This is a genomic window from Sporosarcina ureae DSM 2281 (assembly GCF_000425545.1).
GTDB classification, from domain to species: domain Bacteria; phylum Bacillota; class Bacilli; order Bacillales_A; family Planococcaceae; genus Sporosarcina; species Sporosarcina ureae.
On record NZ_AUDQ01000001.1, the window covers coordinates 123,486 to 143,926 of the forward strand.

General features: G+C 40.3%; 23 protein-coding genes. 9 read left to right on the plus strand and 14 right to left on the minus strand.

Going from position 1 to position 20,441, the window contains the following annotated elements; translation table 11 throughout:
• Positions 1-8 precede the first annotated feature (8 nt).
• A complete protein-coding gene (locus H605_RS0100625) occupies positions 9-194 on the plus strand; it encodes a YlaF family protein (RefSeq protein WP_029052417.1) in 186 nt (61 codons plus the stop codon).
• 55 nt (positions 195-249) lie between these two features.
• Here H605_RS0100625 and H605_RS0100630 read toward each other — a convergent pair whose 3' ends face one another.
• Both H605_RS0100630 and H605_RS0100635 read right to left on the minus strand, forming a co-directional pair.
• Complete coding sequence (locus H605_RS0100630; RefSeq protein ID WP_029052418.1) at positions 250-1,041, minus strand: inositol monophosphatase family protein; 792 nt, start codon at positions 1,039-1,041, stop codon at positions 250-252.
• A 152-nt stretch (positions 1,042-1,193) separates the two neighbouring features.
• Positions 1,194-1,394: a hypothetical protein gene (locus tag H605_RS0100635; protein WP_029052419.1), complete on the minus strand. Its 201-nt coding sequence runs from the start codon at positions 1,392-1,394 to the stop codon at positions 1,194-1,196.
• Positions 1,395-1,554: 160 nt separating this feature from the next.
• Between H605_RS0100635 and H605_RS0100640 the strand changes: the two genes are divergently transcribed.
• Positions 1,555-2,184: a YktB family protein gene (locus tag H605_RS0100640; protein ID WP_418347015.1), complete on the plus strand. Its 630-nt coding sequence runs from the start codon at positions 1,555-1,557 to the stop codon at positions 2,182-2,184.
• Positions 2,185-2,564: 380 nt separating this feature from the next.
• Here the strand turns inward: H605_RS0100640 and H605_RS0100645 are convergent, their stop codons facing one another.
• The 7 genes from H605_RS0100645 to H605_RS0100675 all read right to left on the minus strand — a co-directional run bounded on the left by H605_RS0100645 (position 2,565) and on the right by H605_RS0100675 (position 9,804).
• The gene (locus H605_RS0100645; protein WP_029052421.1) at positions 2,565-2,843 is read right to left on the minus strand and encodes a UPF0223 family protein; all 279 of its coding nucleotides are present in this window, start codon (positions 2,841-2,843) and stop codon (positions 2,565-2,567) included.
• A gap of 12 nt (positions 2,844-2,855) precedes the next feature.
• Entirely contained in the window at positions 2,856-3,815 is a 960-nt protein-coding gene (locus H605_RS0100650; protein WP_037561329.1) for an NAD(P)H-dependent flavin oxidoreductase, read from the minus strand.
• Positions 3,816-3,891: 76 nt separating this feature from the next.
• On the minus strand, positions 3,892-5,304 hold the full coding sequence (gene lpdA / locus H605_RS0100655; protein WP_029052423.1) for a dihydrolipoyl dehydrogenase: 1,413 nt from the start codon (positions 5,302-5,304) through the stop codon (positions 3,892-3,894).
• Positions 5,305-5,309: 5 nt separating this feature from the next.
• Complete coding sequence (locus H605_RS0100660; protein WP_029052424.1) at positions 5,310-6,683, minus strand: dihydrolipoamide acetyltransferase family protein; 1,374 nt, start codon at positions 6,681-6,683, stop codon at positions 5,310-5,312.
• A gap of 34 nt (positions 6,684-6,717) precedes the next feature.
• Complete coding sequence (locus tag H605_RS0100665; protein WP_029052425.1) at positions 6,718-7,695, minus strand: alpha-ketoacid dehydrogenase subunit beta; 978 nt, start codon at positions 7,693-7,695, stop codon at positions 6,718-6,720.
• Positions 7,696-7,698: 3 nt separating this feature from the next.
• Positions 7,699-8,814: a pyruvate dehydrogenase (acetyl-transferring) E1 component subunit alpha gene (gene pdhA / locus H605_RS0100670; RefSeq protein WP_029052426.1), complete on the minus strand. Its 1,116-nt coding sequence runs from the start codon at positions 8,812-8,814 to the stop codon at positions 7,699-7,701.
• Between the two features lie 363 nt (positions 8,815-9,177).
• Positions 9,178-9,804 (minus strand): YkyA family protein, encoded by a 627-nt coding sequence (locus H605_RS0100675; protein ID WP_029052427.1) that lies wholly within the window; start codon positions 9,802-9,804, stop codon positions 9,178-9,180.
• A gap of 169 nt (positions 9,805-9,973) precedes the next feature.
• Here H605_RS0100675 and def point away from each other — a divergent pair, with 169 nt between their 5' ends.
• The 3 genes from def (at position 9,974) to rnjA (ending at position 12,653) form a co-directional block, all read left to right on the plus strand.
• Positions 9,974-10,531 carry a peptide deformylase gene (gene def, locus H605_RS0100680; RefSeq protein ID WP_029052428.1) on the plus strand — a complete coding sequence of 186 codons (558 nt, stop codon included), beginning with the start codon at positions 9,974-9,976 and terminating at the stop codon, positions 10,529-10,531.
• A gap of 241 nt (positions 10,532-10,772) precedes the next feature.
• Positions 10,773-10,982, plus strand: a complete 210-nt coding sequence (locus H605_RS0100685; protein WP_029052429.1) for a DNA-dependent RNA polymerase subunit epsilon — start codon at positions 10,773-10,775, stop codon at positions 10,980-10,982.
• A gap of 3 nt (positions 10,983-10,985) precedes the next feature.
• Entirely contained in the window at positions 10,986-12,653 is a 1,668-nt protein-coding gene (gene rnjA / locus H605_RS0100690; RefSeq protein ID WP_029052430.1) for a ribonuclease J1, read from the plus strand.
• Positions 12,654-12,810: 157 nt separating this feature from the next.
• Here rnjA and H605_RS0100695 read toward each other — a convergent pair whose 3' ends face one another.
• Genes H605_RS0100695 through H605_RS0100715 form a run of 5 tightly spaced genes read right to left on the minus strand, consistent with a single transcriptional unit; the run spans position 12,811 to position 17,279 of the window.
• Positions 12,811-13,470: a potassium channel family protein gene (locus H605_RS0100695; protein WP_029052431.1), complete on the minus strand. Its 660-nt coding sequence runs from the start codon at positions 13,468-13,470 to the stop codon at positions 12,811-12,813.
• Positions 13,471-13,506: 36 nt separating this feature from the next.
• Positions 13,507-14,580 (minus strand): ABC transporter substrate-binding protein, encoded by a 1,074-nt coding sequence (locus tag H605_RS0100700; RefSeq protein WP_029052432.1) that lies wholly within the window; start codon positions 14,578-14,580, stop codon positions 13,507-13,509.
• Positions 14,577-15,374, minus strand: a complete 798-nt coding sequence (locus H605_RS0100705; protein ID WP_029052433.1) for an ABC transporter permease — start codon at positions 15,372-15,374, stop codon at positions 14,577-14,579. Before H605_RS0100705 ends, H605_RS0100700 begins: the two co-directional genes overlap by 4 nt.
• Positions 15,371-16,183 (minus strand): ABC transporter permease, encoded by an 813-nt coding sequence (locus tag H605_RS0100710; RefSeq protein ID WP_029052434.1) that lies wholly within the window; start codon positions 16,181-16,183, stop codon positions 15,371-15,373. Before H605_RS0100710 ends, H605_RS0100705 begins: the two co-directional genes overlap by 4 nt.
• Positions 16,173-17,279 (minus strand): ABC transporter ATP-binding protein, encoded by a 1,107-nt coding sequence (locus H605_RS0100715; protein ID WP_029052435.1) that lies wholly within the window; start codon positions 17,277-17,279, stop codon positions 16,173-16,175. Before H605_RS0100715 ends, H605_RS0100710 begins: the two co-directional genes overlap by 11 nt.
• 200 nt (positions 17,280-17,479) lie before the next feature.
• Between H605_RS0100715 and H605_RS17125 the strand changes: the two genes are divergently transcribed.
• From H605_RS17125 to H605_RS0100735, 4 genes are all read left to right on the plus strand, one after another.
• On the plus strand, positions 17,480-17,782 hold the full coding sequence (locus tag H605_RS17125) for a hypothetical protein (RefSeq protein ID WP_051210413.1): 303 nt from the start codon (positions 17,480-17,482) through the stop codon (positions 17,780-17,782).
• 166 nt (positions 17,783-17,948) lie between these two features.
• The gene (locus H605_RS0100725) at positions 17,949-18,491 is read left to right on the plus strand and encodes a peroxiredoxin (RefSeq protein WP_029052436.1); all 543 of its coding nucleotides are present in this window, start codon (positions 17,949-17,951) and stop codon (positions 18,489-18,491) included.
• 89 nt (positions 18,492-18,580) lie between these two features.
• Positions 18,581-19,036: a TlpA family protein disulfide reductase gene (locus tag H605_RS0100730; RefSeq protein ID WP_029052437.1), complete on the plus strand. Its 456-nt coding sequence runs from the start codon at positions 18,581-18,583 to the stop codon at positions 19,034-19,036.
• Positions 19,037-19,177: 141 nt separating this feature from the next.
• The gene (locus H605_RS0100735) at positions 19,178-20,368 is read left to right on the plus strand and encodes an MFS transporter (protein WP_037561331.1); all 1,191 of its coding nucleotides are present in this window, start codon (positions 19,178-19,180) and stop codon (positions 20,366-20,368) included.
• The last annotated feature ends 73 nt before the right edge of the window (positions 20,369-20,441 follow it).

The window sequence follows — 20,441 nt, forward strand, 5'->3', positions numbered from 1 at the left end:
GGATTTTTTTGAAAGACATTAAGTGGATTTTCGTAATGTATTCACTCGGCGCCGTACTTTCCATGTCCGCAATTGGTATTGGAGTAGGTATGCGTAGCATATTAGTTGTCGTTCTCGCAATTGTCGCTCTACTTTTAATAATGGGTAATGGATTTAAAACAAAAGCACGTATGCGTAGAGAAGGCACGCTATAAATAACTCAAAGGGACTGTACATTAAACCGTGTAGGTTTAACAAACAGCCCCTTTTTTATTTTAGTCGGATATATTTTGATAATATTTCTTCATGTAGTCCTGGACGTGTGACAATAAATGTGTCAGATCCAAGAAGGTGCGGTGTCACACCTTCTAAATTTGTTGCTACAGCTCCTACTTCTTGCGCAATGACGATTCCACCAGCTATATCCCAAGGTGCTAGCCGCATAGAAATATACGCGTCAATCCTTCCAGACGATACATACGCTAGTTCAATTGCTGCCGAACCATATGAACGCGTCCCGCGGCAACGTGTGACGAGCTCAATAATTTTTTCATTTTCTACTCGATGATTGGGAGCAACCCAACTAGCATTGATACCAATAATCGCATCTTCAAGTGGTGTGATTTCCAACTGCGGGAGACGCTCATCATTGAAATAAGCACCTTCATCCTTCGCAGCATGGTATAACTCATCCCGCATTACATCATATATGTAGCCCAGCATCCCCACGCCGTCTACATAAATCCCCAATGAAATCGCAAAGTTTCTTCTTTGATGGATAAAATTCATCGTTCCATCAATTGGATCCAGGAACCAAACTACTCCGTCAAGCGAAGTGATCTTATCTCCATATCCCTCTTCTGAAACCATTTTATGCTCTGGAAAATCTTGTTTTACCCGTTCAACAAAAAAGCTTTCGACTTCTCTATCGATATTGGTAACTAAATCATTAGCGTCTGCCTTTGAATCGATGTCAATTGTACTAAAAAAAGACACGCGTATTTTGTGGCCAGCCTCTTTGATTAACGATTTCGCATATCGATCTATCGCATTAAGATTCATTCTGCCACCTCTTCCCATTCCGACTATCGCTAGTATAACACAGAGGCAACGGAACAAAAGAGATAACAGTTACAGCATATTAAGTAAAAAGACACCCCGTCACATTTTCTTCAATTCTGAAGTAAATGGGGATGTCTTTTATTAAGCCATGCTTACATCGAGAAAACATTAAGTGTCTCCAATTCATTGTGAATTTCCATCAAACGCATTTTACTTTTATCTACTTGAACTGTGTCTTCGTCTTGTAGTGCATCGTATAGAGTAGCTAATTCATAATCCAATTCCAATTGTAAAGTCCTCACATATTCTCTCTCAACATCTTCTTTTCGGATAAAATGAACGACCTGTTTCATAAGTAGCACCCCTTTTAGGTAATATTTGACCCTAACCGCCTTAATAGTAAGATATGCAAAAATTCCGACTTTTAGTGGTTAGAAGCCTTGTTATTTTAAATTATTCCCCGTTTACTGATAAGATAAACGTAGTCACTAGAAACTGGAGGAGATTTCCTTGATTCAGCCTTATTGGTCATCAATTGATTTTGATGTTTTTAGCATTGATGGCTTAGATCATCGCATGAAAGCTTTGCAGGAAAAGATACAGCCGAAGTTCATAGAATTAGGTAATCATTTTGCACACCGCCTTTCCGCACACGGTACGGGTGAGTTTTTTCCTCATGTCGCAAAACACGCAAGAAGAACTGTAAATCCGCCACGAGATAGCTGGGTGGCATTCGCTCCTGCTAAGCGAGGCTATAAAGCGTTACCTCACTTTCAGATTGGCTTATGGGGCACTCATTTATTCATCGTACTTGCAATTATTTATGAAAATCCCGATAAAAAAGGGATTGCTGAACGATTGGAGAAAGATATGAACGTAATGTCTTCGTTACCGAGCGATTTTGTGGTGTCCGGAGATCATATGAAACCTGAAGCTGAGCGTATAAGTGAAGTGGGTACAGAAGGACTTGAGAAGTTACTGGATCGTCTACAAACTGTGAAAAAAGCAGAGTTTTTAGTCGGCCGTCACCTGTCAAGAGATGAGGCATCCAAAATGAGTGAAGAGCAATTTTATGAGTATGCAGAGGATACGTTCACGAAGTTATTGCCTGTTTATGATGTAGTTATTCATTCCTTTGACTGAAAATCAACATGGTAAATAAGACCACACCGTTGATTAACGTTCTAGGCGAATGTTTCCTTTTACGATCAACTAATATGGAATTCTGGAGAAAAGAGTCCATGTAAAAGTGAGATTAAGAAGAGGCTGGGACATAACTATCTCACCCCGTTTCCCTGCACTCCGAAAGGCACGCTTTCCGAGGGGCGTGGCTTGAGCCGCTTCCTTCGCTTCGCTCCGTCCAGGGTCTCAAGACGCACGCTGATCCCTCAGGAGTCGGCCTTTCTCCGTTCCGGTACACTCTGATACTCTAAAAAATTTTTACTGATAAGAACAGAAAAAAAGCGTAAAGGACTCATACCCCTTACGTTTTTTTCTGTTCTGTCCCAACCTCTTTGCTTTACTTATTTTTTCACCTTTAACAGTTCCCCTGGTTGACTTTCTTTTGCAGCTTTCACTACACGAAATGCTACATAGTCACTACTTTCCTCGAATTCCTTGCACAGCGTTTTTTCTTCAGCCATGGATGGTACTACACTTTTGAAAGCTCGATAATACTTCATGAATTCGTCTCGTTCAATATTCGATTCATATGCTTGCTCTACTTTTGTAAAAAAGTCGACTACTTTAACAATTTCTTCTGTTGACCAATCCGCACGTAGCGGATATTGATAACCTGCCATCTTCTTCTCTCCTTATCTGACACTCCATTTTTCTCGTATAGTGATTGCTTCATTTTTCATTCGTTCAAACAATTCAGCAACGCTTGGAACATCTTCAATCATACCCGCTACTTGACCACCCCAACCAAAGCCCTGATCTTCCATACCATCATGAATGAACTTACGATTTGCATCCCCACTAATAAATGTTTTCAGTCCTTCGTAACCAGCATCTTCTGATTCTAACTTCAGAATTTTCTCTGTCCATTCATTCGATAATGCACGTGCAGGTGCACCGATTGTTCGTTTAATAATCGTTGTATCTTGTTCACTGCTTGACAAAAGAGTTTCAAGATAAGCAGGTGATGCATCGACACATTCTTTCGTCGCTATGAAACGAGTACCCATTTCGATTCCTTCTGCCCCGAGTGCTTGCGCCGCCATCCAACCTCGTCCATCACCAATACCACCCGATCCAATGACCGGTATACTAACTGAATCTACAATTCTTGGAATCAATATCATCGTACCTATATCATCACGTCCTAAATGTCCGCCACCTTCTTGTCCAACTGCTATGACAGCATCTGCACCAATGTCTTCAGCTTTTTGCGCTTGTCTTCTAGCAGCTACTAACACCATTTTCTTCACATCAGTACCTTTAAGCATATCAAAAAGTGGCGCAGGGTTCCCCCCAGTAACAGAGATAATAGTAATCTTTTCTTCGAGTGCAGCTTCCACCATTGCATCATATGATCTACCATGATTACCAATTGCAAAATTTACACTAAAAGGTTTATCTGTTTTTTCGCGAACTTTGCGGATTTCTTCTTTCAATGCTTCAGGTGAAGGTAAACTCATTGCTGTGATTTGACCAAGTCCACCGGCTTCTGAAACGGCAGCTGCTAGATCAGAATAAGCTAGATACGCGAGTCCACCTTGCACAATTGGGTATTCAATTCCAAAAAGTTCTGTCACTCTAGTTTTCCACATAAAAATCCCCCCTTTTTCAAAATCTAAAAAAGCCCATGAGAAAACTATTCCCATGGGTTGTTCAATTCTAGCTGTTTTATTTCGTCATCATGTGAATCGGCTTACCAAGAGCAACTTCTGCTGCTTCCATAGAAATCTCGCCTAGTGTAGGGTGAGCATGGATTGTCATAGATATATCTTCTAGAGTCATACCTGCTTCAATCGCTAGACCAAGTTCTGCAATCATGTCAGAAGCATTCTCCCCAACGATTTGTGCGCCTAGCAACAACCCGTCTTCTTTGCGACCCACAAGCTTCACGAAACCTTCTGTAGCATCCAATGAAAGCGCACGGCCGTTTGCTGCAAACGGGAATTTACCGCTTACTACGTCATACCCTTCATCTTTTGCTTGTTTTTCATTTAAGCCAACAGTTGCCAATTCGGGATCTGTGAAGCATACAGCTGGAATAGCCATATAATCTACTTCAGATTTTTCTCCAGAAATAGCTTCTGCTGCAACTTTCGCCTCGTAAGAAGCTTTGTGTGCAAGCTGAGGACCCTCTACAATATCACCGATTGCATATACATTCGGTACATTCGTACGGCACTGCTTGTCCACTTCGATCAAACCACGGTCAGTCATGTTTAAGCCTAGACCTTCCAAACCGATTTCATCCGTATTTGGACGACGGCCCACTGTTACAAGAACGTAGTCCGCTTCGATTTTCACTTCTTCACCTTTAGCTTCGTATGTGACTACGACGCCGTCTTTTGTTTCTTCAACGCCTTTAGCAGATGCTTTTACAACTACTTCAACGCCTTTTTTCTTCAAGCCTTTTTTAACGATTTGTGTCATTTGTTTTTCGAAACCAGCAAGGATATCATCCGCGCCTTCAAGAATTGTTACTTCAGATCCAAGGTTAGCATAAGCTGAACCGAGTTCTGTACCGATATAGCCGCCACCAACAACGACAAGCTTTTTCGGCAATTCTTTCAAGTTTAGAGCGCCAGTAGAATTAATTACACGGTCAGTAAATTTGAATGAAGGAATTTCAACCGGGCGCGCACCTGTTGCGATAATAACGTTGTTAAATTTATATGTTTGAGCAGAGTCTTCTGTCATCACGCGTACAGTGTTCGCGTCCACGAAATACGCTTCGCCTGCAACTGTCTCTACTTTATTTCCTTTAAGCAAACCTGATACGCCACCAGTTAACTTAGAAACAACGCTTTCCTTAAACTTCATAGCTTTAGAAAAGTCGAGTTCGACAGATTTCGCAGTAATTCCCATCGCGTCCGCATTCTGAGCATCTACAAAGCGATGTCCAACAGAAATCATTGCTTTAGAAGGAATACATCCAACGTTCAAACAAACTCCGCCGATTGTATCTTTTTCTACGATTGTAACTTTTTGACCAAGCTGAGCTGCGCGTATTGCTGCAACATATCCTCCTGGACCTGAACCTACTACGAGTGTATCAACTTCGATTGGAAAATCTCCTACTACCATGTGATTTACGCCTCCATTAATAAAAGTGATGGATTACTAATTAATTCCTTAAGATAGTTTAACGCTAATTGTCCCGTTACGCCATCAATCACTCTGTGATCAAATACTAAAGATAATGCTAACATAGGTGCCGCTACAATTTCACCATTTTTTACTACAGGTTTTTCAGAAATTCTTCCGATACCTAAAATAGCTACTTCTGGATGATTAATTATCGGCGTGAACCATTGTCCACCTGCCGAACCAATATTCGTGATTGTACAGGATGCACCCTTCATTTCTGCAGCTTGAAGTTTCCCGTCTCGCGCTTTTCCGGCGAGTTCATTCACTTCACTTGAAATAGCAAACATTGACTTACGATCAGCATTTTTCACGACTGGTACCATTAGCCCGCGATCTGTATCTGCTGCAATTCCAATATTATAATAATGTTTTTGAATTAATTCTTCTGTCTCATCGTCCAATGACGTATTAAGTTGAGGGAACTCGCGCAGTGTCGCTACGAGCGCTTTTACTACATACGGAAGATATGTTAACTTCACATCTTTCTCCGCGGCAATTGCTTTGAATTCTTTGCGATGTGCAACTAGTGCAGTCACATCGACTTCATCCAGCAATGTAACATGTGCAGCCGTGTGCTTGGAATTCGACATGGCTTTTGAGATAGCTTTTCGCATAGGAGATAATTTCTCACGAGTCTCTGGGAATTCACCTTCAAAGATAGGAGCTTGTTTCTCTGAAATTGAAGATGATTCCGTGTTTTGCTGTGAATCAGTCGTTTCTTTAACAGGTTGCTGTTGATCTCCCGCTTTAAATGAATCTATGTCTTCTTTTAACACGCGACCGTTTTTCCCACTACCTGCAACTTGTGCTATCGTCACATCTTGTTCACGTGCATATTTACGAACAGACGGCATCGCGATGACTCGGCGATTTTCGTCCACTTCACTAATAGATGGTTTGACTGGTTGTTCTTTTTGCGTTTCTGCCGGTAGTTGTTCTTCAGATGCTTGTTCAGGTTTCTTGGAATCTACGCTACCAAGCGCTTCTCCTACTTGTTCATGAGATTTTTCTGCACTCGCTTCTTCTTTAGAAGAGTCCGCACTTTCTTCATCCTCTTCATGATCTGGAATACCGTGATCCGGTGCATCAAAGCGCACTAATTTATCTCCAACCACTGCTACAGTACCTTCAGTAACATAAATTTCTTCTACTGTACCTGATACTGGTGATGGAATTTCTACTACAGCTTTATCGTTTTGTACTTCTAGTAATGTATCATCTTCCTGGATTTCATCGCCTGGTTTTACGAACCACTTGACGATCTCCCCTTCGTGTATACCTTCACCAATGTCTGGTAATCGAAATTCATAAGTCACGTAATTCACCCTTCCTGGTTTGTCCAATATGTTTTTAAAATGTCAGAACTTCTCTTGCTTTCGCTGCAATGTCTTTCGCATTAGGCAACCATGTATTTTCGCCCGCTGCAAATGGATATACCGTGTCAGGTGCTGTCACACGTAGCACAGGAGCTTCTAGGCTCAAGATCGCACGTTCAGTAATCTCAGCTACTACGTTAGCTGCAATTCCTGCTTGTCGCTGTGCTTCTTGTACTACGATTGCACGATTCGTTTTTTCAACAGATTGAATGATTGTTTCTATATCAAGAGGCTGAATCGTACGTAAATCAATTACTTCCACTGAGTAATTTTCTTTTTCAAGTGCTTCGGCCGCCTTTAGGCTTTCTTGCACCATTGCGCCGTAAGTGACAATCGTCAAATCTTTACCTTCACGTTTCACATCAGCTTTTCCTAAAGGTATAGAATATTCTTCTTCAGGAACTTCTTGTCTAAATGAACGATATAGTTTCATATGTTCCAAGAAAATTACAGGATCGTCACTCTTGATCGCAGATATGAGTAATCCTTTTGCGTCATACGGAGTCGACGGAATGACTACTGTTAAACCAGGTTGTGAGGCTACAAGACCTTCCAAGCTATCCGCGTGCATTTCAGGAGTCGCTACACCTCCACCAAATGGCGCACGAATCGTAATTGGCGCATTAAAATGTCCACCTGTTCTAAAGTTCATTCTCGCAATTTGTCCGCTCACGGAATCCATTACTTCAAATAGAAAACCAAAGAATTGAATTTCCATAATAGGACGGAAACCAGTAAGTGCTAGTCCGATCGCCAATCCACCAATACCAGATTCAGCTAATGGTGTATCAAACACCCGCTCTTCTCCGAATTCTTTGTGAAGGCCTTCCGTCGCACGGAAGACACCTCCATTTGCGCCTACGTCTTCACCGAACAGCAATACGTTTTCGTCTGTTTTCAGCTCCGTACGAAGTGCATCTGTAATCGCTTGAATCATTGTTAATTCTGCCATGGGTTATTTCGACTCCTTTTCAATATACGCATCCAATTGTTCTTGTAAGTTAAACGGCATTTCGCCCTTATACATAATTTTCATAAAGTCTGTTGCTTTTTGTTTAGGCTGTCCATCTGCTTTTTTAATCGCTTCTTTAATTTCTTCTTTCGCACGTTCAATTACTTTTTCCTCTTGTTCTTTAGACCATATACCTTTAGCTTCCAAATATGTTCTGAAACGAACGATCGGGTCACGTTTTTCCCATTCATCATCAATATCGGATGTACGGTAGCGTGTTGGATCATCACCAGCCATAGTATGAGGACCGTAACGGTAACACATCGTTTCAATTAATGTTGGCCCATCTCCATTTACTGCACGTTCTCTTGCGTCACGTGTCGCAACATATACTGCCAATGGATCCATCCCATCTACAAGTACACTTGGCATGCCTGCCGCTACACCCTTTTGAGCGAGTGTTTTAGCCGCCGTCTGTACATCACGATGTGTGGAGATTGCATATTGGTTATTCTGAATGACGAAGATAGCAGGTACTTTATATGCGCCGGCAAAGTTCAATCCTTCATAGAAATCACCTTGCGATGTTCCGCCATCACCTGTGTACGTAATGACAACTGATTTCTCCCCTTTTTTCTTAAAGCCTAATCCTACACCAGCTGCCTGTACATATTGTGCACCAATGATGATTTGTGGCGGGAAGATATTGAGTCCATCAGGAATAACGCTTCCTGCATAATGCCCTCTTGACCAAAGGAATGCCATGTGCAAAGGCCAACCATGGAATAATAACTGGGGTACGTCACGATATCCCGGGAGAATAAAATCATCTTTTTCCAACACATATTGAGAAGCTAACTGGGAAGCTTCTTGTCCTGCTGTCGGAGCATAAAATCCAAGACGTCCTTGTCTGTTTAATGAAATAGATCGTTGGTCAAGAATACGTGTATAAACCATTCGATTCATTAATTCCACTAATTCTTCATCTGGAAGTTTCGGATCTAAGTCCTTATCCACGATTTTTCCTTCTTCGTTCAATATTTGCACCATATCAAATTGGCTCTCGATCAGTTGAAGCGCTTTCACTGGATCATACTGATTACCTTTTTTAGCTACCATATCTTGATCTCTCCTTCATATCTGTATTATATATTTTTCAAATAAAGTTAATACAACTTCTTATATTTTTTAGTATACGCAAAACTGAGCGCTTGGTCAACCATTGTAATCAAAGACTTTCTCTCTTTTATTACATTTTTCAAATAACATACTGTACTAACACAATATCGTTTCTGTATTGGTACAACAATGTTTTTTAGGGACACACACTACGCAATCAGCATTCATAGAAGTCTTCATTTGGCATCCGGATAGCAATTTTAAATTACAAGTCCCTCTACATTCCTGAAGACTTTTTTCCGAAGTTACCGTATACGTTTCACTTATTTTTACAGTTTTGACTCTAAACTTTACATTTCCTCTTTACTGCTGTTTTAAACTTTTTAAAGCGCGGGCTGTTATTCTGTTTACTTCCTTAGTCGCTTCATTCAATTCCGAAAGTAACTGTTGACTGGAAGTAATTAAATCATTTACTTCATTGACATGCTTTTGCAGTTCATGCTCACGGATAGATCGATCTTCAATTTGTGTGTATAATTGCGCCTGACTGTCTATGAGCTTTTTATACTGCATTATGAATGTTTCATGTATTTCAGAACGTTCATAATACAGTTCCACCACTTCATCTAATTGATTAGTTAAATCTACTCGCTCGATCCATGCTGACATTTGGTCTACCACTTTCTTCGATTCACGTAAAGCACTTTCCTCTTTTTCTAACAATAAAGCTCGTTCATGTGCAGACTTTTTCAACGCGCCTACTCGCTGTTTCACTTCCTGATATTGCTGTTGAGTCAGTCCCATTGTCTCAATGAACAACACTTGTTCTTTCTGCTCTTTCTCAAATAACTTCCTTCCAAAGTTGTTCCCTTGTTTTTCTTTTTCATTCACTGCAACAAGTAAATCGGTAAATTGTTGAGTTACTTCCGATTCTCGAGAACAACCATTTAGTAGAAGGAATATAAACAAAACACACATTATTTTCTTCATTAAATGCCCTCCTGACGCTTTATATACTTTTCTCTTTCACCATTTTTCTCATTCGTTTATACTGTATAATAGGAAGTTGGTTCTTATGATTATATACCCTTAATACACATCAGCTACCCATTTACGAAAGACTATACAATATCTAATATATCCGAGAGGAAGAGTAGAAATGATTTTAATGAATGATATTATCCGAGAGGGTCACCCGACATTGCGTTTAAAAGCAAAAGAGGTGAGCTTTCCTCTAAGCAATGAAGACCGTCAACTATGCGATGATCTACTGGAGTATGTCGTCAATAGCCAAGATGACAAGTTGGGTGAAAAATACGGTTTACGTTCAGGTATCGGATTGGCCGCCCCACAAGTGAATGCATCCAAAAGAATTTTTGCTCTGCATATACCTGACGGTGAAAATCTATTGGAAAACTTTATAGCTATTAATCCGAAGATCATTAGCCATTCCGTTGAAAAAACCTATATAGAGACCGGTGAAGGCTGTTTATCAGTAGATCGTGAAGTGCCCGGTTACGTTCCCCGTTATGCAAGAATTACCGTGAAAGCACTTGATAAGGAAGGAAACGTTATCAAGAAACGCTTAAAGGGATTGCCCGCAATTGCTTTCCAACACGAATTGGATCATTTGAACGGCATTATGTTCTATGATCATATTGACGAAAACGCTCCATACAAAGATATCCCTGGTGCCACAGCATTTGACAGAGAGTAAAGCACTTAAACTTGACAGACCGAAGTTTTTCTGTTACAGTCTTGTCAAGGAGTGATGATGCCATGTATAAACGTCTAAAACGCAAATTGCTAAGACGACTTAATGGCCTGCTCGGTAAAAAGACGATTGCTTAGACTTTTACGCCCGCCAACTAAATTGGTGGGCTTTTCTTTATTTTAGGGAAATTGCATGCTATTATTGATGATATGTATTATTAGGAACGTAAAAAGGAGAGTTAAACATGATTTTCAAAGTATATTACCATTTAAACGTACATGAAGTCCCAGTCCGCGAGAACACACTCAGCTTGTATGTAGAAGCTGAAACAGAAAAAGAAGTCCGTGATCAACTGAAAGATCGCGATCTTATGATTGAATACGTACAAAAGCTGGAAGGCGAGCATTTAACATATGAACAAGCCTCCCCAGACTTTCACGTTGAGCAGGTCTAATCAATGAAATCTATTAAAAACAATGAAACAGCCGTTTTCGCCCTAGGCGGACTAGGTGAAATCGGTAAAAATACGTATTGTGTACAATTCCAAGATGAAATCATCATTATTGATGCCGGAATCAAATTTCCTGAAGATGAATTGCTAGGTATTGACTATGTAATTCCAGATTACACGTACCTTGAACGCAATATCGATAAGATTAAAGGACTTTTCATTACACATGGACACGAAGACCATATCGGGGGAATTCCCTACCTGTTACGCAAAGTGAATGTTCCCGTCTATGGCGGAAAACTAGCAATTGGATTACTTCGCAATAAGTTGGAAGAACACGGATTGTTGCGAACTACGGAAATTCATGAAATTGAAGAAGATGATTTTATCAAATTCCGTAAAACAGCAGTATCATTCTTCAGAACTACGCACAGTATTCCTGACGCATTCGGTGTGGTGGTTAAAACTCCATCCGGTAACATCGTCCATACAGGAGACTTTAAGTTCGACTTTACACCTGTCGGCGAACCTGCTAACTTGCATAAGATGGCCAAAATCGGTAGTGAAGGTGTACTTTGTTTGCTATCAGACAGTACAAATGCAGAAGTACCTAACTTCACAATGTCTGAACGCAAAGTCGGAGAAAGCCTAAATGATATTTTCCGTACAGTAGATGGCCGGATTATTTTCGCTACATTTGCCTCCAATATCCATAGATTGCAACAGGTGATTGAATCAGCGCAGATCTTCGGCCGTAAAATCGCTGTCTTCGGTCGTAGTATGGATAACGCAATTACCATCGGCCGTGAACTCGGATATATTGATGCACCGAAAGATTTATTCGTCGATGCTCAATCACTCAACCGACTTCCCGCGAATAAAGTTATGATTTTATGTACGGGTAGTCAAGGTGAACCGATGGCTGCACTATCACGGATCGCAAACGGTACACATAGACAAGTTCAAATACAACCTGGAGATACTGTTATTTTCTCTTCTTCACCAATTCCAGGTAATACACTTAGCGTGAACAAAGCGATTAACTCACTATTCCGTGCTGGTGCAGAAGTTATTCATGGTCCACTGAACAACATTCACACATCTGGTCACGGGTCACAGGAAGAGCAAAAGCTCATGTTGCGTTTAATCAAACCGAAATACTTCATGCCAATTCACGGTGAATACCGTATGATGAATATGCACTCTCAACTCGCAATAGACTGCGATGTTGAGCCAGATAATATTTTCATCATGGGTAACGGTGACGTACTCGCACTTACCGACTCAACAGCAAGGCTTGCTGGACGTGTACCGTCGGGTGATGTTTACATCGACGGAAGCGGCATCGGCGATATTGGTAACGTCGTACTACGCGACAGACGAATTCTCTCAGAAGATGGTCTGGTCATCGTGGTAGCTACAATTGACACGAAAAAGAATCGCTTAGTATCCGGTCCCGACCTTATCTCACGCGGATTCGTCTATATGCGTGAATCAGGCGCAATGATTAATGAAGCTCAATATATGTTGTCCAAAACATTACAGCGCAAACTGGCTGCTAAACCTGATTCCATCAATAACCTGAAGGGCGACATCATCGATACACTTGTTCCGTATTTATACGAGAAAACGAAGCGTAAACCTATGATCCTTCCCGTCATCATGGAACTCTAAAAATTCCATACAAAAAAGCAAGTGCACGTTAGCACTTGCTCCAGACTGAAGGCAACTCCTGCAAACTAGGAGCATGTCTTCAGTTTTTTATTTAGTTTATTTTCATATACAATAAGTGTTTCACGACAAATCAACAGCGCTCTCCCACAATCCACGCTTAATGCAATGCCCTCCGTTCAAACCGATGAATATCCAGGTCAGAACCAATCACAATCAACACGTCATTAACCTCTATCTGTTCAATCGCCTGTGGAGAAACTAGTATATGCGTTCCACGCTTGATCGCCACAATATTCACACCGTACTTGGCACGAATGTCCAAATCGATCAGCGAAGAGCCTGCGATGTGATTATTAGCCTGAATCTCCACGATGGAGTATTCATCGGACAACTCTAGATAATCTAGTATATTATTCGAAACTAAGTTATTCGCAATTCGCTTCCCCATATCCCGCTCGGGGTGAACGACTTGATCTGCTCCGATTTTACGCAATACTTTTTCATGATAGTCATTTTGCGCTTTCACTGTAATTCGCTGTACACCGATTTCCTTTAAAATCAGTGTAGTCAAAATACTCGCTTGAATATTTTCTCCGATTGCGATCACCACATGTTCGAAATTCCGAATTCCTAAAGAACGTAATGCAGCTTCATCTGTAGTATCGACAGCTACAGCCTGCGTGGCAATATTCGCGTATTCTTCTACGCGTTCTTCTGACTTATCAATCGCCATAACATCTGCTTCTAGTTCAATCAGTTCCTTAACAATACTACCTCCGAAACGTCCTAAGCCAATTACTACAAATTCCTTTTTCATCTACTTACTCCTCGCTATTGCGAATAGTTATACGTCTTATCGCAATCCCATTTTAAATTTTAGGAATAACTCATTATACACGCCAAGTGTTTCTAAGCCTAAATTTTCATACACCTCTAGGTTTTTTCTTGCTTCTTCGTCAGGATAAAAACGTTCATCACCCGTTGTTTCTTCATCCATAAACGACAAAGCTGAACTATTCGGTGTGGAATAACCTACGTAGTCTGCATTTTGTGCTGCCACTTCAGGATCAAGCATGAAATTAATGAATTTATACGCTCCTTCAACATTCGTAGATGTTCTCGGGATGACAATATTATCAAACCATAAATTTGAGCCTTCCTTCGGCACGATATAGTCAATGTCGTCGTTCTCATAGATCATGTCTGCCGCTTGGCCAGACCATGTCAGTGCAACGGACGCTTCATTATTAACCATTAATTGCGTGACTTCATCACCTATTACGGCTTTGACGTTGGGCCCCATCGTTTCCAGCTTGTCTGTCGCCTCTTTTAGTTCCTGTAAACTTGTTGAATTCAAAGAGTAGCCAAGTGAATTTAATGATACGCCAATCACTTCACGTGCACTATCTACTAAAATAAGCCTTTGACGCAATGAAGCATCCCATAAACTTTCCCAACTCTCAAACGTCTGACCTTCTAATAAGGAGGCATTATACGCGATGCCCACAGTTCCCCAGAAGTATGGAATCGAATATTGATTGTCTGGATCAAACGGCAAATTCATAAAGTATGGATCGATATGTTTAATGTTCGGGATTTTCGAGAAATCCAGTGGCAGTAATAGATCCTTCTCTTCCATCATCTGCACAGCGTATTCAGAAGGGACTGTCACATCGTAAGCAGTTCCTCCTTGTTCGATTTTCCCCATCATTCCTTCATTCGAATCAAATGTTTCATAAATTACTTTAATACCCTCTTCCTCTTCGAATTGCTTCAGAAGATCTGGGTCAATATATTCGCCCCAGTTGTACACAGTAATCGTATCTTTGCCTGCTCGCCCCGCCTTATGCTCGAGCTGATAATTAGTGAATAACAAGAGACCAGAAACGAGTATGATCACAAACGCACTGCTAATTAGTCCTTTCATTTCTTCACCCCCTGAGGTGATTTCGCTTTATTTCCAATTATATAATAACCTAGCACTAGGACCATCGTGAGTAAGAAGATCAAGCCGGACAGTGCATTGATTGTCAAAGTGATTCCTGTACGGGCCATGGAGTAAATTTCCACGGATAATGTCGAGAATCCATTTCCAGTTACGAAAAAAGTAACGGCAAAGTCATCCAATGAATAGGTTAACGCGAGGAAAAATCCTGCGAAAATACCCGGCTTAATATAAGGCAGTATGACACGTGTCAGTATATCTTTACGTGAAGCTCCTAAATCCAGTGCTGCATCTATTAATGTAGTACTCATTTCTAGCAATTTTGGCAATACCATGATGACGACTATCGGTATACTAAAAGCGATATGAGAAATTAACACCGAAGCAAAACCCAATTTCACCCCGATCAGTGTGAATAATATTAAGAATGACGCACCGATAATTACATCTGGACTAACAATCAATATATTATTCAGTGACAATACCGTCTGACGTGCAGATTTATTTTTCATGAAATAAATGGCAAGCGCACCAATCACACCAATCGTGGTAGATAGTAGTGCAGATAATAATGCGATAATGATCGTATTTAAGACAATGATTAGAAGTCGCGTATCCTGAAATACCGCTTTATAATGTTCTAAAGTGAAGGATTCGAAATTCGACATCCCGCCTCCTGAATTAAAAGAGTAATATATGAGATAAAAAATCGGAGCATATAAAATTACAAAGACTGCTGCCAAATAAATTCTCGGCAAGATTCCCAGTTTCCTCATTTAATGATGCCCCCTTTTTTGCCCGATGTCAGTACCATAATTAAGAACATGAAAATGATTAAAAACACAGCAATCGTTGAACCCATTCCCCAGTTTTGTGTAACGAGGAATTGTTGTTCAATCGCAGTACCGAGTGTAATTACTTTATTACCAGCGATTAAGCGCGTAATCATAAACAGAGATAGTGCCGGAATGAACACAACTTGTATACCCGATTTCACACCATCAGTAGTCATAGGCCAAATCACTCGTTTAAACGTTACCCATGCATTTGCTCCTAAATCTTTCGAGGCATCAAGTAAAGTAGGATTGATTTTATCCAAGGAATTAAAGATTGGCAATATCATAAACGGAATAAATATATACACAGAAACAAACACGAAACTAAAATCAGTGAATAATATTTGCTGACCACCTATACCAACTGCTTCTAAAAAGGCATTAATCGGTCCATACTTCCCCATCAACCCGATAAATGCATACGTCTTTAACAACAGATTAATCCATGATGGTATGATAATGAGTAACAACCATAATTGCTTATGTTTCGTCTTTGTCAAGAAGTAGGCGGTCGGATACGAGATCAATAGAGCAAAAAACGTTATGAGAAACGCATACCAAAACGAACTCATCGTTAATTTGAAATAGATCGATGTAAAGAAGTTTCGATAGTTAGCCAAAGTTAACTGACCCGAAAGATCGAAAAACGAATAATACACAATGACAACAATCGGTGCTAGTACAAATAATAATAACCATGCTGCATACGGTGTGGCATATATAAAGCGTAACGGGTTTTTATTCCTCATCTTCCGCCACTCCAAACGATTCCAGACGTGCATCAAAGTCAGCTTCAGATTCATTCAGACGCATAACATGAATGTCTGCCGGTTCAAAATCCAAACCGATTAACGTCCCCACATCCGCTGGTTTCGTTGAATGGACTAACCACTCATTACCATCAGAGTCATACGTTGAAAGCTCATAGTGTACTCCTCGGAATAATTGTGTATCTACGGTGACGCCTAATTTCCCTTCTTCGAAGGTTGTCATTTCCAAATCTTCAGGACGAATGACAATATCGACCTTTTCATTGGGGTAGAACCCGCCGTCTACGCAGGCAAACTGTTTCCCAGTGAATTCCACTAGATAATCTTCAATAATTCTTCCTGACACCATATTTGATTCACCAATAAAGTCTGCCACAAAACGGTTAATCGGTTCATCGTAAATATCGATCGGTGTCCCTGACTGTTGAATTTCACCATTATTCATGACGAAAATTTCATCGGACATCGCAAGTGCCTCTTCCTGGTCATGTGTGACAAAAACAAATGTTTTACCAAGACGCTGCTGGAGCTCGCGCAATTCATATTGCATTTCAGAACGCAATTTCAAATCTAGCGCAGACAATGGTTCGTCTAGTAAAATCACTTCAGGGTCGTTAATAATTGCTCTAGCAATCGCAACGCGCTGACGCTGCCCACCTGACATTTCAGTGATTTCTCGTGATTCGTATCCTTCCAGATTGACGAACTTCAACGCTTCTTTAACACGACGGTCCACTTCATTCTTTTTCACTTTTTTTATGCGTAAACCAAATGCAACATTCTCATAAACATTCAAATGAGGAAATAATGCGTAGTCTTGAAATACCGTGTTCACTTGGCGTTCGTTTGCGGGTACAGAGTTAATTTTCTTTCCATTAAAGAAAATCGATCCATCTGTCGCCTCTGTAAAACCTGCGATCAAACGTAAAATCGTCGTTTTCCCACAGCCTGAAGGTCCAAGTAATGTATAAAACTTACCGCGTTCCATTTCAAATGAAACACGATCAAGAACAGTTGTCGATTCATTGTAGCGTTTTGTGACATTCTCAAAGCGAATAATCGGTTCGGTAGTCAATAGATTTCCTCCTTATGTAACGTATTATTTCCTATCATAACTGAACAGTTGTAAACTTACTTATTATACACAAAATGATAGTGAAATCAACTATCTATAAAATGTCGAATAACAAAACAGCCTGCAGGAAAATGGTCATGAAAATTGTCTTTTCGCAGATGACATAGTAGAATGAAACGATATGTTAAGGAGGGATTCAGTTGGAAGACCATTTATTTTTTTATCTGGACTCTGATGCCAAGCGGAATCGAAAAGCCGAGCCCGCAACAAGAGAAAATTATCTAGAAGGAATTTTTCTAGTAAACAATAAGAAAATCCGAACGTGGAAAGAGATGGCTTCTCATTGCGTAGAGTGCATGGAACCATTACATTATAGCGATGAATTTGACGCACGTTACTGCAAAGATTGCGATGAATGGCGAGAAATGATTTGCGATCCGAATTGCAAGACGTGTCAAACACGCCCAGTAAAACCTTCTGACTGCAAACAAGACTTTGAGTAAACAGATACTCAGATCCTAAATATATAAGGTTTACCGCTCTTTATAATAATTGTTATTATCTTCAAGTCATTCGCATTGAATTTAAATTGGAACTTTGTTATTCTAGATAAGACTTGTGCAACACAGTCATGTCGTTGTACGAAAGACTAATTGGAGGTTTTATATAATGGCTGAACGCATGGTAGGTAAACAAGCTCCAGATTTCACAATGGAGGCAGTACTAGCTGACAAATCTTTTGGTAAAGTTAGTTTACAAGAAAACATGAAAAACGACAAATGGACAGTTCTTTTCTTCTATCCAATGGATTTCACTTTTGTATGCCCAACTGAAATCACTGCAATGTCGGATCGTTACGATGAGTTCGAAGACTTGGATGCAGAAGTAATCGGTGTTTCTACTGATACTATCCACACTCACCTTGCTTGGATTAACACGGATCGTAAAGACAATGGTCTTGAACAACTAAAATACCCACTAGCAGCAGATACTAACCATTCCGTTTCACGTGAGTACGGTGTATTGATCGAAGAAGAAGGTATTGCATTGCGCGGCCTTTACATCATCAATCCTGAAGGCGAACTTCAGTACCAGACAGTATTCCACAACAATATTGGTCGTGATGTAGACGAGACTCTTCGTGTACTACAAGCACTACAAACTGGCGGTCTTTGCCCAGCAAACTGGCGTCCAGGTCAAAAAACTCTTTAATTTTTGGACAACCATCCCCACGCGTTACACTAATCGTGGGGATTTTTTTATCACATAATATATACCCACTTAGCTAGGAGGAATTCTTGATGAAATTACGTGAACAAATGCCTGAACTTCAAGGTGCTACTACTTGGTTGAATGGTGAAACTTCTAAATCGGAACTCGTTGGAGAAAAACCGACACTTATCCACTTCTGGTCTGTAAGTTGTCACATGTGCAAAGAAGCGATGCCGGATGTAAACAATTTCAGAGATCAGTACAAAGATGAACTGAATGTTGTAGCTGTACACATGCCTCGTTCAGAAGATGACGTTGATCTAGAACAAATCAAGAACGTAGCAGCTGAGCACGATATTACACAACCAATTTTCGTTGATAGTGAATTAAAGTTAAATGATGCATTTGAAAACCAATATGTTCCTGCGTATTATGTCTTTGACAAAGATGGTCAGTTACGCCACTTCCAAGCGGGCGGCAGTGGTATGAAAATGCTTGAAAAACGTGTGAATCGTGTACTAGATGAAATGAAAAAAGAAGATTAATCTTACGAACGACTCCTTAGCTAAAGGAGTCGTTTTTTCACATCTACTTTCCTCTTAATATGGCATACCAAGCACGATGCAGACATTGCCAATTTATTTATGATACGATTAGTAAAAAGTTTTTGGAAAGTGAGCTACCGAATGAATAAAATCCCTACAAGCATTGCACTTTACATTCTCATGTTTAATATGTTCATCGCCATGGCTGGTGTCGGCTTAATTATCCCCATTATGCCTGAATTTTTAGCTACTTTCGGAGTGGCAGGACGTGCACTTGGACTATTAATTGCGATGTTCTCTTTTGCACAATTTATCTTCTCACCTATTTCAGGAAACCTTTCAGATAAATACGGCAGAAAAAATATTATTATTTTCGGATTGCTTATCTATGGTTTTTCTCAACTAGCTTTCAGTTTATCAACTGAACTATGGATGCTCTACGTTGCACGATTCTTTTCAGGCTTCGGTGCCGCCTTTATCGTACCGCCTACAATGGCATTTGTGGCAGATATCACATCAACTAAAAACCGTGGTCGAGGAATGGGATTACTTGGCGCTTCGATGTCTTTAGGCTTTATGATAGGTCCTGGAATCGGCGGTTTTTTATCTAAAATCAGCTTATACTTCCCATTTTATTTCGCCGCATCGGCATCTATAGTAGCAGCGATCGTGTCTTTATTGCTTCTACCAAATCCTAAGCCTGTGATGCAAGGAATCACAATGAACGAAAACATCTTTCAGCAAATGCGTAGATCCACACAAACTCCTTATTTCGTTATGCTGATTGTCATGTTTGTATTTTCATTCGGATTAGCTAATTTTCAATCAACCATCTCGTTATACGTAGATCAAAAATACAATTACACACCTTCTCAAATCGCAATCATTATTACGGTTGGCGGATTTGTCGGTGTTATTATCCAGACATTTGTCATCGATCGTTTGTTCAAACGTTTTGGAGAAATGCGTATCATACTAATCAATTTAGTCATAGCAGCTGTCGCTATGTTAGGTATTTTATTCGTCAACACATTCTTCACTATTCTCTTGGTCGCAACGATTTTCTCTACTACCACTGCGTTATTACGGCCGGCAGTCAACACGTTAGTCTCGAAACTTGCCGGTAAAGAACAAGGCTACGCGGCAGGTATGATGAATGCCTATATGAGTTTAGGAAATATGATTGGTCCTGCTACAGCTGGATACATATTTGACATAAATATGGAATCACCCTATATAGTCGGCACAATCATTCTACTACTTTGCTTTATTCTTGCGTTGACCTGGGCAAGGAATAATAAGTCACTTATAGAGTCTGCAAGAACACCATAAACAGTATCATGATAGAAGCCCGTAGCAATATTCTAGATGGACGCTTTCCACTAGTTACAAACTATGCATAATA

What these genes read in the sequence shown, in the direction of transcription:
- H605_RS0100630 (WP_029052418.1), bottom strand. Translation starts at nt 1,041, where the DNA reads ATGAATCTTAATGCGATAGATCGATATGCGAAATCGTTAATCAAAGAG.
- H605_RS0100635 (WP_029052419.1), bottom strand. Translation starts at nt 1,394, where the DNA reads ATGAAACAGGTCGTTCATTTTATCCGAAAAGAAGATGTTGAGAGAGAA.
- H605_RS0100645 (WP_029052421.1), bottom strand. Translation starts at nt 2,843, where the DNA reads ATGGCAGGTTATCAATATCCGCTACGTGCGGATTGGTCAACAGAAGAA.
- H605_RS0100650 (WP_037561329.1), bottom strand. Translation starts at nt 3,815, where the DNA reads ATGTGGAAAACTAGAGTGACAGAACTTTTTGGAATTGAATACCCAATT.
- lpdA (WP_029052423.1), bottom strand. Translation starts at nt 5,304, where the DNA reads ATGGTAGTAGGAGATTTTCCAATCGAAGTTGATACACTCGTAGTAGGT.
- H605_RS0100665 (WP_029052425.1), bottom strand. Translation starts at nt 7,695, where the DNA reads ATGGCAGAATTAACAATGATTCAAGCGATTACAGATGCACTTCGTACG.
- pdhA (WP_029052426.1), bottom strand. Translation starts at nt 8,814, where the DNA reads ATGGTAGCTAAAAAAGGTAATCAGTATGATCCAGTGAAAGCGCTTCAA.
- H605_RS0100675 (WP_029052427.1), bottom strand. Translation starts at nt 9,804, where the DNA reads ATGAAGAAAATAATGTGTGTTTTGTTTATATTCCTTCTACTAAATGGT.
- def (WP_029052428.1), top strand. Translation starts at nt 9,974, where the DNA reads ATGATTTTAATGAATGATATTATCCGAGAGGGTCACCCGACATTGCGT.
- H605_RS0100685 (WP_029052429.1), top strand. Translation starts at nt 10,773, where the DNA reads ATGATTTTCAAAGTATATTACCATTTAAACGTACATGAAGTCCCAGTC.
- rnjA (WP_029052430.1), top strand. Translation starts at nt 10,986, where the DNA reads ATGAAATCTATTAAAAACAATGAAACAGCCGTTTTCGCCCTAGGCGGA.
- H605_RS0100695 (WP_029052431.1), bottom strand. Translation starts at nt 13,470, where the DNA reads ATGAAAAAGGAATTTGTAGTAATTGGCTTAGGACGTTTCGGAGGTAGT.
- H605_RS0100700 (WP_029052432.1), bottom strand. Translation starts at nt 14,580, where the DNA reads ATGAAAGGACTAATTAGCAGTGCGTTTGTGATCATACTCGTTTCTGGT.
- H605_RS0100705 (WP_029052433.1), bottom strand. Translation starts at nt 15,374, where the DNA reads ATGAGGAAACTGGGAATCTTGCCGAGAATTTATTTGGCAGCAGTCTTT.
- H605_RS0100710 (WP_029052434.1), bottom strand. Translation starts at nt 16,183, where the DNA reads ATGAGGAATAAAAACCCGTTACGCTTTATATATGCCACACCGTATGCA.
- H605_RS0100725 (WP_029052436.1), top strand. Translation starts at nt 17,949, where the DNA reads ATGGCTGAACGCATGGTAGGTAAACAAGCTCCAGATTTCACAATGGAG.
- H605_RS0100730 (WP_029052437.1), top strand. Translation starts at nt 18,581, where the DNA reads ATGAAATTACGTGAACAAATGCCTGAACTTCAAGGTGCTACTACTTGG.
- H605_RS0100735 (WP_037561331.1), top strand. Translation starts at nt 19,178, where the DNA reads ATGAATAAAATCCCTACAAGCATTGCACTTTACATTCTCATGTTTAAT.